The sequence below is a fragment of the uncultured Salinicola sp. genome (genome assembly GCF_937921195.1).
GTDB lineage: Bacteria > Pseudomonadota > Gammaproteobacteria > Pseudomonadales > Halomonadaceae > Salinicola.
The window spans coordinates 1-15,850 of sequence record NZ_CALFQK010000161.1 but is presented as its reverse complement, the minus strand read 5'-3'; the positions used below and the strand labels follow the sequence as shown (position 1 = coordinate 15,850).

Genomic DNA, 15,850 nt, shown 5'->3' with positions numbered 1-15,850 from the left:
TCGATACGCTTTGCCCTGTAGGCCCCGGCGGGCCTGGCCTGCCGGATCCACGTCAATGGAGTGATACTGAGAAAGGAGTCATTTATGTCACCTGCTCAAGGTTTGGCCATCGAAACGCCAGACAACCTGCACGCCAAGGAGTGGCTGCGCGCGTACCAGCGGATTCGTGCCGCCACCGAGGCCATCTGTGCGCCTCTGCACAAGGAAGACTACATGGTGCAGAGCATGCCGGATGTCAGCCCGCCGAAATGGCACATCGCCCATGTCAGCTGGTTTTTCGAAGCCTTCATCCTGAAACCGTTCCTGCCCGCCTACCAGACCCTCGACCCCGCGTACGATCACCTCTTCAACTCCTATTACGTGACCCACGGCACGCCGTTCCCCCGGCCCGAACGCGGCATGATCTCGAGGCCGACCGTGGACGATGTCTATCGCTATCGCGCTCACGTCGACCGGGCCATGGAAGCGCTGCTCAGCGATCCACCGCAGGAACATCTCCAGGAGATTCTCCGACGTCTCGAGCTGGGCCTGCCGCACGAACAGCAGCATCAGGAGCTGCTGCTGATGGATATCAAGCACATCCTGGCCCAGAACCCGTTGTGCCCGGCCTACCGGAACGACCTGGCGCCGACGCTCGCGCATGACGTCGCTGCGCTCGGCTGGCATGCCTACCCGGCCGGCGTTCGCTACATCGGCCACGACGAAACCAAGGAGGGCTTTGCCTATGACAACGAGATGGGGCGCCACCGCCAGTTCGTCGAGGCATTCCAGATCGCCGACCGCCCGGTGACCAACGGCGAGTTTCTCGCGTTCATGCAGGCAGGTGGATACGACAAGCCCGAGCACTGGCTGTCGGACGGCTGGGCCACGGTCGAGGCCGAAGGCTGGCAGGCGCCGCTCTACTGGGTCGAGCGCGACGGTGTCTGGCACCACTACACTCTGGGCGGCCTGGTACCGGTCGACATGAACGCGCCGGTCTGCCATGTCAGCTTCTTCGAGGCCGATGCCTATGCACAGTGGGCCGGTGCCCGCCTGCCCACCGAGGCCGAGTGGGAGACGGTGGCCCATGATGCCGCCATTCAGGGCAACTTCGGGCAGGGGAACTTCGTCGAGCAGGACCATCTGCAGCCGGTCGCGGCCGTGCAGCCAGCGGAAGTGCCAGGACAAATGTTCGGCGATGTCTGGGAGTGGACGGGCAGCGCCTATCGCCCCTATCCGGGGTTTCGCAAGTTGCCGGGCAGTCTGGGGGAATACAACGGCAAGTTCATGTCCGGCCAGATGGTGTTGAGAGGCGGCTGTTGTGCGACGCCGGCCGATCACATCCGCGTCACCTATCGCAACTTCTTCCCGCCTCATGCCCGCTGGGCATTCTCGGGATTTCGCCTGGCAAGAGAGGCGTGACCATAATGTCGAACACGGCAACAGCCGTGCGTTTCCACGATCAGCAACCTCCGGTTGCCTTCAAATCGCTACGCGACGAGTTGCTTCGAGGCCTGAGGTCGGCCCCCAAGATGGCATCACCCTAGTGTTATACGATCGGCGTGGTTCGGAGCTGTTTGACCAGATCTGCGAACAGCCTGAGTATTATCCCACACACGGAGGAAGCGATCCTGCGCGATGCCGCCGATGACATCGCCAATGTGGTAGGCCGGGATGCCACGCTGATCGAACTGGGTAGCGAAGCGAGCCGCAATGTCCGCCTGTTGTTCGAGACGGTGCGACCGACGAGCTATCTGGGTATGGATATTACCCGTGATTTCCTGCTGGATAGTACGCGATGTCTCGTCGCTGACTATCCTTCATGCTGCTTATGCTGACTTTTCGCAGCGCGTGGCGATGCCCAAGGGGCTGGCGTGCGATCATCCGGTAGCTTTCTTTCCCGGCTCGAGCATCGGTAACTTCACACTGCAGGAAACGGAGCCATTTCTGCACAGCCTGCACTCAATGCTGCCTGGGGATAGCGGTTTGCTGATCGGCGTCGACCTGATCAAGGACGCCACAATCCTCAATGCTGCTTACAACGATGTAGCGGGGTGACGGCGGCCCTCAACTTCAATCTGCTCGAGCGGCCGTGCCGCGAATTTGAGGCCGATCTCGATCCGCAGTTCATTTTCGCCTATGGCGTTTTACAGCGAAGCGCAATCGCGTACCGAGATGCACTTGGTCAGCGATATTGCCCAGAAGATCGAGGTGGTCGACGAAATTTTCCGTTTCGAGGCTGGAGAGACGCAACATACCGAGAATTCCTATAAATACACGATCGAGGGATTCCAGGTTTTAGTTGGGCGTGCGGGCTTTTCAAGCGAGAGCTGAGTGGGTCGATGATGCCGCTCTGTTTAGTGTTCATTAGGTGGAAAGAGCTTGGTCTACTGTTTTTAAGGCTGAATCACGTACATAGGTTCTTTTTTTAACTATTATTTTGCAAAAGCATTTTCCAAAAACGTGACAGCCAGGCCCTTTGTTTAGGGCCTGGTGCGTTGATTTAATTATTTTTTGTGGCTATTCAAATCCCATGTGTATGTTGTAACGACTGTTTGACTCGTTGACACTGCCCAGTGCAGAACCTTTTATCTCAAGGTAGTACTGCCCCGGTGTTACGTCCTCGGTGATCATGAAGTGTCCACTGTTGTCGGTGTCGCTAGCTAGTAGCTGATCAGCAGAGTTGTATAATGCAGCTTCGATTGCCATTGATTGGCCTGAATCGCTGGCAAGGTGTTCGCTGCTTAAGTAAAGCTTACCAGCCCGATCAACCGGGACTTGGTAGCGAACGGAGGTGCTCGCTAACTGCTGGGTAGAAGAGATACCTTCTTGTAATATCTTGTTCGCTGTATCTTGATGTCCCGGAGCAGCAAAGGCGGGTGCAGTGATAGCCACGGCAAGCGCTAAGGTCAATGCTTGAATTCCACGGTTCATGACAATCTCCTAAAAGTTGGTACAGCCTAAGTATGTGCGACGAATCTGAACTGGAGCTGAAAGCGATACGAATATTGATGGATAAACTTGAAAAGCGAATCTGGTAATGGGGTGGCGTAAGTCAATTGCACTAAGTGAATGTTTTCTTTGCGGTTCTGCTTGTTCTATCACATTGCAATCCTTTCACCAAATTAGATAGGTCTTCAGATGTTCATGCCACGACACCTCGTCCGACCTATGATAGCACCACTTATGTTAAACTCTGTTTCTTTATAGCCTCTCTGTATTTCGAACGTTTCTCGAATCTGCTTGAAGATTCAGACCACTAACGGTGTTTAAAATGACTGAAAAGGTTTGGTGCATAGGAAATGATATTTCTATAGCCGGTAGCCGGTAGCCGGTGGCCGGTAGAGGGTAGGGGATGCCGTGTTGCCAGCAAATAAATCTTGAAGAACCGACCAGCAGAGCGGCACTGGTTAGCTTGTTTGGCGAGTGAGTCCTCCAATTTCCGAATTATAGCTGCATTTGTCCTGCATTTTGACGAACATAAGGATCGGGAAAGGCCGCATTGTCTAACACGATCGCACGGGATCCATATGCAAACTATCGAATTATAAAGGACACCGACTAGAATCACTCAAACCATGATGGATACGTCACACCTATGACGATGAGACGGCATTCATGGTTTCCTGCATGAGTCTCCCTGAGTCCGACAAGTATTTTCGGTCCGATCCATCGACTCTTCAAGAGGATCAAAAGATTGGAAACAGGGAGCTCTACCAATTATTTCATCCGAATATCTTCGAAATCTTGCTTCGAACTGACGCTAGATCAGCGGCGCCGGGGCCCGGCTATGCGGCTAAGAGTACCATCCCGGCGTATCAGGCCGTGCCAAAGCAGTGCCATACCGGCATGACCGACAATCAGCACCAGCAGGGTCCAGCCAAGCCAGACATGCCACTGGCGAGCCTGCATCATCCGAGGACCTTGGGTGCTTCCGCCGTCGAATAAAGGTATGCCGAAAGGTGCGAAGGGCTGACCACCGAGCCAGGTCATGTAGAGCCCGAGAGCCGGTATTCCCAGCATTAGCAGATAGAGCAATAAGTGCGACAAAGTCGCGATTTTGGCTAACTTGCCGACGTGAGCTGGGCGGTGGCGTAAGTTGAACAGTGCCCAAAGTGCGCGAAGTACAATCAAGCCCATCAACAGCGTGCCCAGGGGTTGATGGGTCGAAAGCCAGGCTTGTACCCACTGTGGGTGTCCCCATAATATTTTTGCTGCCATCCCGCCAAGTTGCCAAAGCAGCAGCGCGCCGATTCCCCAGTGTAACCATCGGCTGATTCTGCCGTAGCGATCAGGTGTGTCCTTCACGGGTAAAAATGCCATCGTGATGCTTCCTCCTCCCCACAGCAGAGACTCAGTACCAGGCTCGCAGACCCACTACCCATGCAGTAGTCGATTCATCCTCGTCGTAATTGCGTTCATGACTGATCCCCACGTAAGGGCTGATCTCCCGTATCAGGCTATAACTTAGCCTCAGCCCGACCTCGCTGCTGTTGAGGCCTTGCTCCAGGTCATATTCCGGCACATCTTGAAGCGATGCCGAGAGCTCCAGCCGAGGCTGAAGAATCAGTCGTTGAGTGATGAGCATTTCATATTCGAATTCGGTGCTTGCGCTGACATCACCCTCGTCACTGACGAATAACGCAGTGTCGGTTTCCATCATCAAAGGTGCCAGCCCCTGAAAGCCAACGACCGCGAAGCGTCGATCAGGGTCCGGATTGAAGCTTTGACGCACGCCCGTCTGCAAGTTCCAGAACGGGCTTATCGCGCGACTATAGAGCAACTGGAGATCGCTGCTTTCGGGACCTCCTCCATTGGTTGGCCCTTCTCCTTCGCTTTTCCACCAGAAACGGTCGATGTCGTTTCCAATCCAGCCTTGGGCATCCCACAGCCAGGCGTTGGGGGCGCCGTTTGTGTCGCGATACTCGAACCGATCCAGGAGTATCTGGCTGAACAGCGCGTCATCATGTACCGGTTCGTTCCACTCGGCGGGAGAGCCGCTGTGGGCGTTCAGAGGCCCGCCGGGGACGACTTCGTCCACATTGGCACGGCCATGGTTGTCGGCGATAGCGGCGACTGGCAAGCATAGAGCCGCGAGGAGGAGTGTTCCGCAACAGGTGAATTTGCTGTTAAACATTGTCGAACGCCTCCGCCGGAGCGACTCTGACTACCCGGAACATCCCGGCATCCATGTGGTACAACAAATGGCAGTGGAAAGCCCAGCGACCCGGTTCATCTGCAGTGAGAAGTAATGACGCACGCGAGGCCGGCAGGACGCTGAGCGTGTGTTTGAACGGTAGGTGTTCCCCCTGTCCGTTCTCCAGCTCCATAAACATGCCATGTAGGTGGATGGGATGCTCCATCATGGTGTCGTTGACCAGCACCAGACGAATACGGTCTCCCAGCACGATGTCGATTGGCTCGGCGTCGGAATACTTCACGCCGTCGAATGACCACATGTAGCGATCCATATTGCCGGTCAGGTGCAGTTCGATCGTACGTGACGGCGGGCGTCGGTCGCGCATGGGCTTGATGTTGCGTAGCTGACTATAGGTGAGCACGCGATGATCGACAGTCTCGAGACCGGTCCCACGTTCACCGAGCCGGTTGCGCTGCAGCTCGGCGACGTTGATGTTGCCGGGTCCGTGGCCGCCTTGCTCATGGCGTGACACGACCGGGCCGGCATCCTCTGCGCCCATTCCGCCCATTCCGCCCATTCCGCCCATTCCGGCCATGGCGTTGTGGTTGCCGCCGGCGTGATTCATGCCCGACATGCTGCCAGCGCCCATGCCATTCATGGAGCCGTGGTTCCTACCCGACATACTGCCATCGTTCATGCCATTCATGGAGCCGTGGTTCATACCCGACATATTGCCATCGCCCATGCCATTCCTGGAGCCGTGATTCATACCCGACATGCCACCATCGCTCATGCCATTCATGGAGCCGTGGTTCATCGACATGCTGCCATCGCTCATGCCACTCATCTCACCGGCGGCCATGCCGCCCATGGCGCCGTGCGACATATCCATACCCATATCCACCATCGTGCGCTGCGGTGGCTCTCTCAACGGGGGTACCGCCGCGCGCATGCCAGCGCGAGGCGCCAAAGTGCCCAAGGCGAAACCACTGCGGTCCATTGATTCCGCCATCAGCGTGTAGGCAGTGTCTGCTCGCGGCTCGATGATAACGTCATAGGTTTCTGCGACACCGATCTGAAACTCGTCGGTTTCTACCGGCTCCACTTCCTCACCGTCAGCACCTACCACTGTCATGGCCAGGCCGGGAATGCGGAAGTTAAAGTAGGTCATTGCCGAGGCATTGATAACCCGCAGCCGTATCCTCTCTTCCGGTTGAAAGAGTCCTTCCCAGCCAGCCGCCGGATGACGGCCGTTCATCAAGTAGGTGTACGTCGACCCTGTCACATCGGCAATGTCTCTGGGACTCATGCGCATATTGTTCCACGCCAGACGGTCTTGTAGCGTGGCTTTCCAACCATGCTTCTCCACGGCCTCGAAAAAATCGCCTGCCGTGCGTTCGTTGTAGTTGTAGTAGTCGCTTTGACTTTTCAGCCGTGCCATCACTCTATGTGGATCTTCAAAGGTCCAGTCGTTGAGCATGATCACGTATTCGCGATCGGCCTGTATCCGATGGGGGGCTGCAGGGTGCACGACGAGCGGGCCGGTCAGACCGATCTGCTCCTGCATGCCGGAGTGACTGTGATACCAATAGGTGCCGCTCTGGCGCACGGGGAATGCCGCCTCAAAACTTTCGCCAGGTGCGATGCCGGGGAACGACACACCTGGCACGCCATCCATCTCGAACGGCAAGAGCAAACCATGCCAATGAATAGAGGTATCTTCATCGAGATGGTTGTGAATGCGCAGGCGTGCGGTTTGCCCCTCCCATAGTTCGATTAGCGGCGCGGGAATCGAACGATTGATGGTGATGCCGCTGCCAAGGCCACCGGCGATGGCAACCCGTTCTCGACGCACGTCGAGATCCAGCGAGACAGGGCGGGGCGAGCCGCCCGCAACCAGCGCCGCGACCCCACTCTGCGAAGAGAGCGCCTCGCCTCGGGCATAGCTGGGTAGCAGTGACTCCAATCCTGCTAGGGCGCCGGTTCCGGCCAGTGCGATCAGAAGTCGACGACGATCATTATCGATCGAGCGATGTTTCATGGATTTCATTCCCCAACGTGCGTGAGATCACCTAAGAGCGCGTGCGGTGCGCATGACCAAGGTTCAAGCGTTCGAATTCAAGGTGACGGTTCCTTTCATCCCGGCTTCGTAATGACCGGGAAGGAAGCACGCGTACTCGATGACGTCGCCCTGCTCGGGTGCGGTCCAGATCAGTGTCTCGGTCTCGCCCGGCGCTATGGTGACGGCTGCGCTTTGGGTCTCACCGTGATCCATCATGCCGTTGTGATGATCGCCCATCATCTTATCGCTGCCTTCAGCGCCGTGATGGTCTCCGCCCTGTTGCATCATTTCTCGATGCATCTGCTGCATGCGGCCGCTGCCGATAGAAAATTCGTGGGGAATCATGGATACGTTTTCGATCCGAAAACGTACCGTCTTACCGGGTTCAATCTGCAGTTTGTCGGCGTCGAACCACATGCTTCCGGCCTGAATATCGATCGTTCGGCTGGGCGCGGGCTCACTTTGGTGTGACTGACCGTGGCCGGTATCTGCCAAGGCTGAGGCGCTGACGGCAGTCAAGGTGAAAAGCAAGAACAGGAATTTCATCAAAAAGCTCCGCTGTTATGAGAAAGGATATTTAAAAATGATGTTTTCGCCCGCTGATCGAGGCCGGCGGATACCAAAACCAGATTGCCGGGTGCCAGAATCAACCTGCCGATATCGGCAGGGTCATGAACACTTGAGTTTCGTTATCGTCGAACTGATGCACGTTCAAGGCCCGAGCCTGATCGCCGGGCATCCCCGGTGTGCCAGCCGGCATGCCGGGCAGGGCTATACCGCGAACGCTTGGACGTTCGGCAAAAAGCCGATCGAGCGCTGCGCCGGGGACATGGCCCTCGACAACGTAGCCCCCCATCTCGAGGGTGTGGCAGCTCCCGAGTCCATGAGGAAGGTCAAGGCGTTCTTTGATTTCGCCGAGGTTGGTGGTTTCCACGACTTTGACATCGACACCACGTTCCTTCAGATAATCGCCGTAAGCGGCACAGCAACCGCAGGAAGGGCTTTTATAGAGTGTCGCCTGGTCGGGCAGTGAAGCGTGGGCCACTTGGGCACCCAGCATGAATGTTGCGGATAACAACAATGCGATGTTTCTGCTTGGCATGACGAATCTCCGGAGCGTTCATGAGCCTTCGCCAACAGTAAACGTGGGTAAGCTGAAAAGAGGCTGAATGGATCCGCCAAAACGAGAAAAGTATCTTCACGGTGCCGAGCCAGGGTGTAACGTGATTTCGACCCGCAGCCCGCCCAGTCGTGAACGGCCATAGGTCACACGACCGCCGTAGCGTTCGGTGAGCTGTGACAGAATGGAGAGCCCCAGGCCGTGGCCACGATGTTGTTCATCAAGCCTGACGCCTCGCTGGCCAAGGCGCTCGAGCATGATATCCGGAACCCCCGGGCCATCATCCTCGAGCCTTAGGCAACAGGGCTTGGGAAGTAGCGTAAGCTCGACGCGTTGGCGCGCCCATTTACCGGCATTGTCGAGCACGATACCGAGCATCTCCATGCCGTCCTGACGCTCCAGCGGTATCCGGAAATCGACGACGGCGGTGTCATCGAGAACGAAGATGCGATCGGGGTAGAGGGTACGAAACATTTCCAGCATGGAAATGACTTCTGCCATGCCGGTATGTTGCTGTCCTGTAGACTGGCCGGCGATACGCGAATGGCGTAGTTCGCTCTCCAGTTTTTCATCGATGTCGTCGAGACGAGCCAGAATCTGCTTACGACGTTGATCATCCAGGGCTCGTTTTGAGCGAAGGGCTTGCATGACCGCCGTTAGTGGCGTCCTGATCGCGTGAGAAAGGTTGGCCAGTGACTCCCGCGAGCGCTGCTGACGACGTTCATGTTCGTCGAGAAGGGTATTGAGTTGAGCGATGGGGGCTTTCAGCTCGGAGACGGTTTTGATGTCCAGGCGGCGGCGCTCGCCGCGTTGCAGCTCGATGAGCTGGCGCGATAGCCGACCGAACGGGCGTAAAGCATGATTGACCGCGAACAGGTTGAGCAGTATCAACAGCAACAGCAGCACCATGGCCGCTGCACCGATCCACCAGTGAAGGCGTGTCAGTCCTCGCTCGATGCCGGCGAAGTCTTCGCCGACCGTCAATGTGGCGGGTTCGCCGGCAAGCATCAATCCGGTTCGCCACAGCAGCAGTCGATGATCGCGCCACTGCAAGAGTTGCGCGCCTTCTGTGTCCCCGGTCGGCAATGTCTCGAGCGCATCGTGAGTCGCGTAGACACGGCCGTTGGTCCGCAACTGATAGAAGTGGTGAAAGGTTTCGGCGGGGCTGGAATCAGGTGGCAGCGACAGGGCACTCGGGCCCTCGAGGCGCAATCGGCGCACGACCAGTTCGGATTCCTGCTGTAAGCGATCGGCGAGAAAATTCCGTGCCAACTGGTCCAGCAGCAGTCCGTGCAGTACCCAGGTACTCCCGACGACGATCAGCGCCGCAATGCCCAGGCTACCCAGCAACCGGAGGCGTAGGCTTCGCCGGCTAAACCGAGACAAGCATGTACCCCTCACCACGGCGCGTCACGATGCGCTCACGTCCGAGCCGATGACGTAGTCTGCCGATATAGACCTCGACGAGATTGGGAGCCGCAGCATCCTGCTCGAGCGCGTAGAGTTGTTCGAGCAAGTGTCGCTTGGAGTGAACGCGATCAGGGTGGCGCATCAGGTAGCGCAGAAGCCGAAATTCGGTGGAGGTGAGTGTTTGCCACTCCTGGTGATCCAGACTGAACTGCTGGCGTGCCTCATCGAGCCGAAGATTGTTGATCTCCAGAAGGGAGGAAAAATGACTACCTCGACGACGCAACAAGGCCTCCAGGCGCGCCAGCAACTCTTCCTCATGATAAGGCTTGGTGAGGTAGTCGTCGGCGCCGGCGCGAAGCCCTTCGACCTTATCCATCCAGCTATCTCTTGCGGTCAGAATCAGTATCGGCACAGACCACTTAGCGTCCCGCCAGTCGGAGAGGAGACTCAGCCCGGAGCCGTCCGGCAAACCAAGGTCCAGAATGACCAGCGTGTACTCCTCGCTAGCCGAGAGCGCAGACGCCGATCGGCTACTAGGTGAAATGTCGGTGCGGTAGCCAGCATCATCTAGAAGCTCTGCCAAACTTTCCGCCAACAGCTCATCATCTTCTACCAGTAATATTCTCATGGCTCATCGAGAGACTGAATCTGTTTGCCGAAGATACAGCCGGTTCCTGAATGGTTCCTGAAAATCCGGAAGGCGCCGGATATCGTGATTTATCCCAATTCGGTGTTCATTCAACTGAGGCCTCCCCGAAGCCACATCTCAGGCATTTCGATCGACCGGGTTTTTGCGTGACGGTGGCAGGATCATCGCTTCACCTGGAATGCCATCGGTGCCACAGGGTAAGCCCCACAAAGAGCACAATACATGCAAAGAATGCCGCCATAACGTCATCCAGCACGATACCCAAGCCGCCACCGATGGCTTCGCTATAGCCAATGGGCAATGGCTTGGTGACATCGAACAGCCGATATAACACGAACGCCACTCCCATCGTCCAGGCACGGCGCGCCACCGTGATTCCGAGCATGGCGATCGGAAACGCCAGGTACTCATCGGCGACGATCTGGGAGAGATCTCCGCCGCCGAGCCAGATTGAAGCCCAATGACAAATTGGCACTGCCGTGACCAGCAGTACCGACAGAATGACAACCCGGCGTTGCGGCGAGTGATGTGTCAGCCACCAGGCCAACGGCACACCGATCAGCGACCCGATTGTCCCCGGTGCCCAGGATATCCATCCCAGGCCAAAGCCGGTCGCTACCAGCAAGACCGCATTCTCTATCAACATCTGTCTAATCCATGAGAGGAGGGGGTTGGCTTGCGATCAGGAGCAAGACTTGCTAAAACGAAAGTCGATATCGATCTTCGTTTTCGGTAGACCGGAAGTCAATACAATGAAGCATCATCACTTGCTCGTGGGCCTGGTCAGACTACACGTCCTTCACCATGCCGCCGAGCATGAAATCAACGGACAATGGATGATCGATGAGCTGGCGCGTCACGGCTATCGACTGAGCCCCGGCACTCTTTATCCCATGCTGCACTCGATGGAGAACAGGGGATACCTGATCTCCCGCGAAGCGCATCAGGGTAGCGTTCGCCGTAAGTTCTATCGCGCGACCGATCTAGGTCGAGAAGGGCTTGAAACGGCCAAACGCCAGCTGAGAGAGCTGACCGGCGAGGCCTTAAAAGACGACAGTCCATTGTAAGAGAGCCATGGCAAGGAGCCCGGATGGAGAATCAGACACCACGCCCTGCCGGACTTATTAGAGAGGTCTTCGCGGCCTTTCTGTTGCTGGGCTTGACTTCCTTTGGTGGTCCCATCGCTCACCTGGGTTACTTTCGCAGCGAGTTCGTAGAGCGACGCCGCTGGCTTTCTGAACAAGCGTACGCAGACCTGGTGACGCTCTGCCAGTTTCTACCTGGGCCCGCCAGTAGTCAGGTGGGATTCGCTTTAGGGCTGATGCGCGCCGGCCCCTGGGGCGCGGCGGCGGCTTGGACGGCCTTCACGCTGCCCTCGGCCATTTTGCTGGCGTTGTTCGCCCTGGGCGCTGAAGTGCTTGATGGCCCCATCAGCCAAGGCATCATCCACGGCCTAAAGATAACGGCCGTGGCCGTGGTCGCCAACGCCGTGTGGGGAATGGCGCGCAGTCTCTGTCCCGATTCTCGGCGCGCCGGCATTGCCTTGTCCGCCGTGTTCACCGTGGCGTTGGTGAGCGGTCCAGCGGGACAAGTGGCCGCCATCATGATTGGGGTGGCGGCAGGCATTATCCTTTGTCGGACTCACGCCGTAACCGATGTCCAAAATCTGACTTTCCCGGTGTCTACTCGTGCCGGTTATCTGTCGGGGTTCGCTTTCATCACACTTCTGCTCGGCTTGCCGTTACTGGCTTGGGCTTTTCCCACCGCCTTACTGTCGGTCATGGATGCTTTCTATCGCGCTGGTGCTCTCGTGTTCGGGGGGGGTCACGTTGTGTTGCCGCTTCTCGAGACTGAGGTGGTGCAGTCCGGCTGGGTCGCCGCGGACGAGTTTCTGACCGGCTACGGAGCCGCCCAAGCCGTACCTGGGCCACTATTCACCTTTGCTTCCTATTTGGGCGCGTTGATGACGCCGCTCGCCGGCGGCTTGGCGGGCGCCGCCGTGGCGCTGGTGATGATTTTCCTGCCCGGATTGCTGCTGCTGGTGGCGGTACTGCCCCATTGGAACCGATTCCGGCGCTGGGACAGCGCGCAAGCGATGATGCGTGGGGCCAATGCGGCGGTCGTGGGCATTCTGGGCGCCGCCCTCTACCAGCCAGTCTGGACCAGTGCGATTCACGGCCCCCGTGAGTTCGCTCTGGCGCTGACCGGCTTCCTCCTGCTGAGCGTCTGGAAACTGCCAGCGTGGATAGTGGTCTTGGTCCTTTCAAGCGGAGGCGTGCTAATCACCCTATAGTCAGCATTGCACTTTAGGTTTTTTCGCCGATTTATCGGTAGTTAATGAAGCGGTGTGACTTGTCAGAGGTGAATTTGGGTTGTGTTTCTAGCACTAGATGCCGTTTATATGACTGCGAACCTCGGTAAGGTGACAAAGTTTTTATACGGTTGTTGTGATAGATACCAAATTGCTTAAAAAACACTTATGTGAAGGAAAAAAATAGTGCAGTGATTATAATCTTTTCTTAAGGCACCTCTCCCAATATGCCCATCTGAAGTCGGCCCGAGTTCTGGTGCGCCGGCGATATGACGTCAGAGGGACTGTCTTAAGTGAAGACAACGATAGAGCATTCTGTGGTTCCTTCTCGCAAAGGCCTTGCGAGGATCCTATACGCAGCTAGATATTCCGTATTCGGCCTCAGGCATGCATGGAAGCAGGAGGCGGCATTTCGGCAAGAAATCATATTGTGTGCGGTGCTGTTGCCTGTGGTTTTGATGGCTAACGTTTCCGGTTTAGAGCGGGCTATGCTTTTTGGGACCGCAATACTGGTCATCATTGTTGAATTGCTAAATTCCGCGTTAGAAGCAGTCGTGGACCGAATCGGCCTAGAGTTTCATCCGCTGAGCGGTAGCGCAAAAGATATGGGATCGGCAGCGGTCTTGGTCAGTCTGGTCCTAATGGCAGGAGTATGGCTATGCATACTTCTGTAGGATTCGAAAGCCATCTGTTGCGATTGTTTTACGGATGGCTTTTTTTTATTGCGCTAATGCTGCTGTTTCAGCTCTATGACATAGATTTTTATATTGCTGATTATCTCTACCACTGGGAGGGCGGTCAGTGGTTACTGAAAGATAATGCTATCGCTAAATCCATTCTTCATGACGATGGACGAATTTTAAGCGAGTTGATGGGAGCCGGGCTGATTGGATTTGCGGTGACGGCATTTATGAAAAAGAGCCTCGGCCATTGGCGTCGACCTTTGCTGTACCTCATCACCTCCGTGGCTTCATCCACGGTGCTTGTAAGCCTCATCAAAAACTCCATCAGCATGGATTGCCCTTGGGATCTTGCACGCTACGGTGGTGATCTTCCTTTTATCGGTCTGTTTGAAAGCCGTCCAGCAGGCATGCCTGATACGGCATGCTTTCCTGCGGGCCATGCTAGTGCGGGCTATGGCTGGGTTGCGTTGTATTTTCTTCTTGCCGTAATGGCGCCGAGTTGGAGGTATGTTGGCTTGGCGATAGGCCTGAGCATGGGTTTGGTTTTCGGTATCGATCAACAGCTCAGGGGCGCTCATTTCTTATCGCACGATCTGTCGACGCTCATGATCTGCTGGTCGTGCAGCGCCATTTTGGGGTGGCTGATGCTAAGGAAGTTCAGCGCCCAGTCCGAATTCGTGAATGCGTGGATGTCCCACGCCGCTCGACCAGTCATTGCCCCCACTCATCACGTCAAAAAGGAGGGGGCATGAACAAGTTCATAAATTTACTGAGCCGTCGCCCCACGGCAAGCCCAGAACTGTTGACGCTAATTGTCTCGGTAGCATTCACATTATTTTATAATAATGCCTTCTGGCAGAAGGTGCTGGATTTGCATTCTCCGGCCTTAGCCGGGTCGTGGCTGACCTTGATAGGATACGGTGTACTGATGACTCTTGTTCAGTACATCGTTTATATGCTATTTGCGACTCGATACACGGCAAAACCAGTGTTGATAGTATTAATGCTGGTTGCCGCTAGCATCAGCTATTTTACCTCCGCATATCACACGTATTTCGATACAACTATGGTGGTGAATACGCTTCAGACTGACTCTCATGAGGCAAGCGAGCTAATTACGGCTGGCTTTTTTAAGCATCTGCTGATATTTGCGGGATTGCCTATTCTAATTTTGCTGAGATTCAAGGTCGTAAGGAGTGGTTGGAAAGTCACAGTTTTCAGAAAGGTCGGTTATTTTTTGTCGGGCGTCGTTCTGCTAATCGGCAGCGCGCTTCTCATTTATCAGAGTTTTGCTTCGGAGATGCGTAATAATCCGGAGATGAGATATCTTTTAACTCCTGGGAACTATGTTGTATCATTGGCTAGGGTGTTAACAGCAAGCGAGAAAAATAAAGTTGAGACGAAGATCCCTTTGACCGCCCAAGCGACCTACGAGGGCAGTGATAGACCAAAGTTGATTGTTATGGTTGTCGGAGAAACTACTCGTGCCGCTAACTGGGGGCTTAACGGCTATGATCGACAGACGACGCCTGAGCTTGCCAATCGGGATCTGGTTAACTACTCCAACGTAACCTCATGTGGCACGAGTACAGCCGTTTCAGTTCCGTGTATGTTCTCACCTTGGGGCAGAGACAATTACGACGAAAGTGCGATAGACCAGCATGAGGCGCTACTGGATGTGCTGAAGATGGCCGGCTACGACGTGCTGTGGATCGATAATCAATCCGGCTGCAAGGGTGTTTGTGATCGAATTCCCAGTATCAAGCTAGATTCATCGACCCAAACACCAGGGTGTGGCCAGGATGAATGCTTTGACGATGCGCTCCGAGAACAATTACAGGTGAGAACCAAGGAGCTTAAGAAAAATACCGTCATCGTTCTGCACGAAATGGGCAATCACGGGCCTAGCTATTATAAGCGTTATCCTAAAGTCTATGAAAAATTTACTCCTGTGTGTCAGCAGGATGACTTAAGTAAGTGTGACGTTCAAAGCATCAAGAATGCTTACGATAATGCGATCTTTTACAATGATCATGTATTATCCGGAATCATTGACTATCTGGAAACGCAGGATAACTATGATTCAACGATGTTGTATGCTTCTGATCACGGAGAATCCTTAGGTGAAAATGGTGTTTACCTCCACGGGTTGCCCTATCTGATCGCGCCTGACGAGCAGACGCATGTTCCCATGATTTGGTGGCTTTCCAAGAATATCCGGCACGATGAAGGCATTGATTACAGGTGCATTCAGCAAGCGGCTGGATCTCATCACAGTCACGCCAATCTGTTCCACACGATCTTGGGTTTGGCCCAAGTCAAAACTGATGTTTACGACGTCAAACTCGACATGGCGGCTTCCTGCCAAGCATCTTGAAGTGCTACACGAGCCCCGCTAGGGGCTCGTATCATTTTCCCCGCTCTCAGTAAGCGCCGGATTATTTCGGGTATACGGATTTAATGGTTGATGGGGCACCTTCACCCCATCAATCTGAT

Annotated in this window: 15 protein-coding genes and 1 pseudogene; 7 read left to right on the top strand and 9 right to left on the bottom strand. The window is 55.5% G+C overall.

The window, feature by feature from the left end; genetic code table 11:
• Window positions 1–84 precede the first annotated feature (84 nt).
• Together egtB and Q0602_RS18265 are read left to right on the top strand one after the other, a co-directional pair.
• Window positions 85–1,401 carry an ergothioneine biosynthesis protein EgtB gene (gene egtB / locus Q0602_RS18270; RefSeq protein WP_298846371.1) on the top strand — a complete coding sequence of 439 codons (1,317 nt, stop codon included), beginning with the start codon at window positions 85–87 and terminating at the stop codon, window positions 1,399–1,401.
• Window positions 1,355–2,313, top strand: a pseudogene (locus tag Q0602_RS18265) (L-histidine N(alpha)-methyltransferase). The gene egtB and the pseudogene Q0602_RS18265 overlap by 47 nt, the downstream one beginning before the upstream one ends.
• A 186-nt stretch (window positions 2,314–2,499) precedes the next feature.
• Here Q0602_RS18265 and Q0602_RS18260 read toward each other — a convergent pair.
• The 9 genes from Q0602_RS18260 to Q0602_RS18220 form a co-directional block, all read right to left on the bottom strand.
• Window positions 2,500–2,913: a hypothetical protein gene (locus Q0602_RS18260; protein ID WP_149437372.1), complete on the bottom strand. Its 414-nt coding sequence runs from the start codon at window positions 2,911–2,913 to the stop codon at window positions 2,500–2,502.
• An 834-nt stretch (window positions 2,914–3,747) separates the two neighbouring features.
• Window positions 3,748–4,302, bottom strand: coding sequence for a cytochrome b/b6 domain-containing protein (locus tag Q0602_RS18255; RefSeq protein ID WP_081919660.1), 555 nt, complete (start codon window positions 4,300–4,302; stop codon window positions 3,748–3,750).
• Between the two features lie 31 nt (window positions 4,303–4,333).
• Window positions 4,334–5,116 carry a copper resistance protein B gene (locus tag Q0602_RS18250; RefSeq protein ID WP_051896465.1) on the bottom strand — a complete coding sequence of 261 codons (783 nt, stop codon included), beginning with the start codon at window positions 5,114–5,116 and terminating at the stop codon, window positions 4,334–4,336.
• Complete coding sequence (locus Q0602_RS18245; protein ID WP_251929361.1) at window positions 5,109–7,160, bottom strand: copper resistance system multicopper oxidase; 2,052 nt, start codon at window positions 7,158–7,160, stop codon at window positions 5,109–5,111. Before Q0602_RS18245 ends, Q0602_RS18250 begins: the two co-directional genes overlap by 8 nt.
• A 63-nt stretch (window positions 7,161–7,223) precedes the next feature.
• On the bottom strand, window positions 7,224–7,727 hold the full coding sequence (locus Q0602_RS18240) for a plastocyanin/azurin family copper-binding protein (RefSeq protein ID WP_035476223.1): 504 nt from the start codon (window positions 7,725–7,727) through the stop codon (window positions 7,224–7,226).
• Window positions 7,728–7,827: 100 nt separating this feature from the next.
• Complete coding sequence (locus tag Q0602_RS18235; RefSeq protein ID WP_081919659.1) at window positions 7,828–8,283, bottom strand: DUF411 domain-containing protein; 456 nt, start codon at window positions 8,281–8,283, stop codon at window positions 7,828–7,830.
• A 96-nt stretch (window positions 8,284–8,379) separates the two neighbouring features.
• Window positions 8,380–9,687 carry a sensor histidine kinase gene (locus Q0602_RS18230; RefSeq protein ID WP_143543288.1) on the bottom strand — a complete coding sequence of 436 codons (1,308 nt, stop codon included), beginning with the start codon at window positions 9,685–9,687 and terminating at the stop codon, window positions 8,380–8,382.
• Window positions 9,674–10,339, bottom strand: a complete 666-nt coding sequence (locus Q0602_RS18225; protein WP_035476217.1) for a response regulator transcription factor — start codon at window positions 10,337–10,339, stop codon at window positions 9,674–9,676. The genes Q0602_RS18230 and Q0602_RS18225 overlap by 14 nt, the downstream gene beginning before the upstream one ends.
• Before the next feature lie 190 nt (window positions 10,340–10,529).
• Window positions 10,530–11,006: a phosphatidylglycerophosphatase A gene (locus tag Q0602_RS18220; RefSeq protein WP_149437378.1), complete on the bottom strand. Its 477-nt coding sequence runs from the start codon at window positions 11,004–11,006 to the stop codon at window positions 10,530–10,532.
• 106 nt (window positions 11,007–11,112) lie between these two features.
• Between Q0602_RS18220 and Q0602_RS18215 the strand changes: the two genes are divergently transcribed.
• The 5 genes from Q0602_RS18215 (at window position 11,113) to Q0602_RS18195 (ending at window position 15,731) form a co-directional block, all read left to right on the top strand.
• The gene (locus Q0602_RS18215) at window positions 11,113–11,427 is read left to right on the top strand and encodes a PadR family transcriptional regulator (protein WP_087719879.1); all 315 of its coding nucleotides are present in this window, start codon (window positions 11,113–11,115) and stop codon (window positions 11,425–11,427) included.
• Window positions 11,428–11,450: 23 nt separating this feature from the next.
• Window positions 11,451–12,653 carry a chromate efflux transporter gene (chrA, locus tag Q0602_RS18210; protein WP_149437380.1) on the top strand — a complete coding sequence of 401 codons (1,203 nt, stop codon included), beginning with the start codon at window positions 11,451–11,453 and terminating at the stop codon, window positions 12,651–12,653.
• 335 nt (window positions 12,654–12,988) lie between these two features.
• Complete coding sequence (locus tag Q0602_RS18205; protein ID WP_149437444.1) at window positions 12,989–13,345, top strand: diacylglycerol kinase; 357 nt, start codon at window positions 12,989–12,991, stop codon at window positions 13,343–13,345.
• A complete protein-coding gene (locus Q0602_RS18200) occupies window positions 13,330–14,106 on the top strand; it encodes a phosphatase PAP2 family protein (RefSeq protein WP_239023902.1) in 777 nt (258 codons plus the stop codon). The genes Q0602_RS18205 and Q0602_RS18200 overlap by 16 nt, the downstream gene beginning before the upstream one ends.
• Entirely contained in the window at window positions 14,103–15,731 is a 1,629-nt protein-coding gene (locus Q0602_RS18195; protein ID WP_298846311.1) for a phosphoethanolamine transferase, read from the top strand. Before Q0602_RS18200 ends, Q0602_RS18195 begins: the two co-directional genes overlap by 4 nt.
• The last annotated feature ends 119 nt before the right edge of the window (window positions 15,732–15,850 follow it).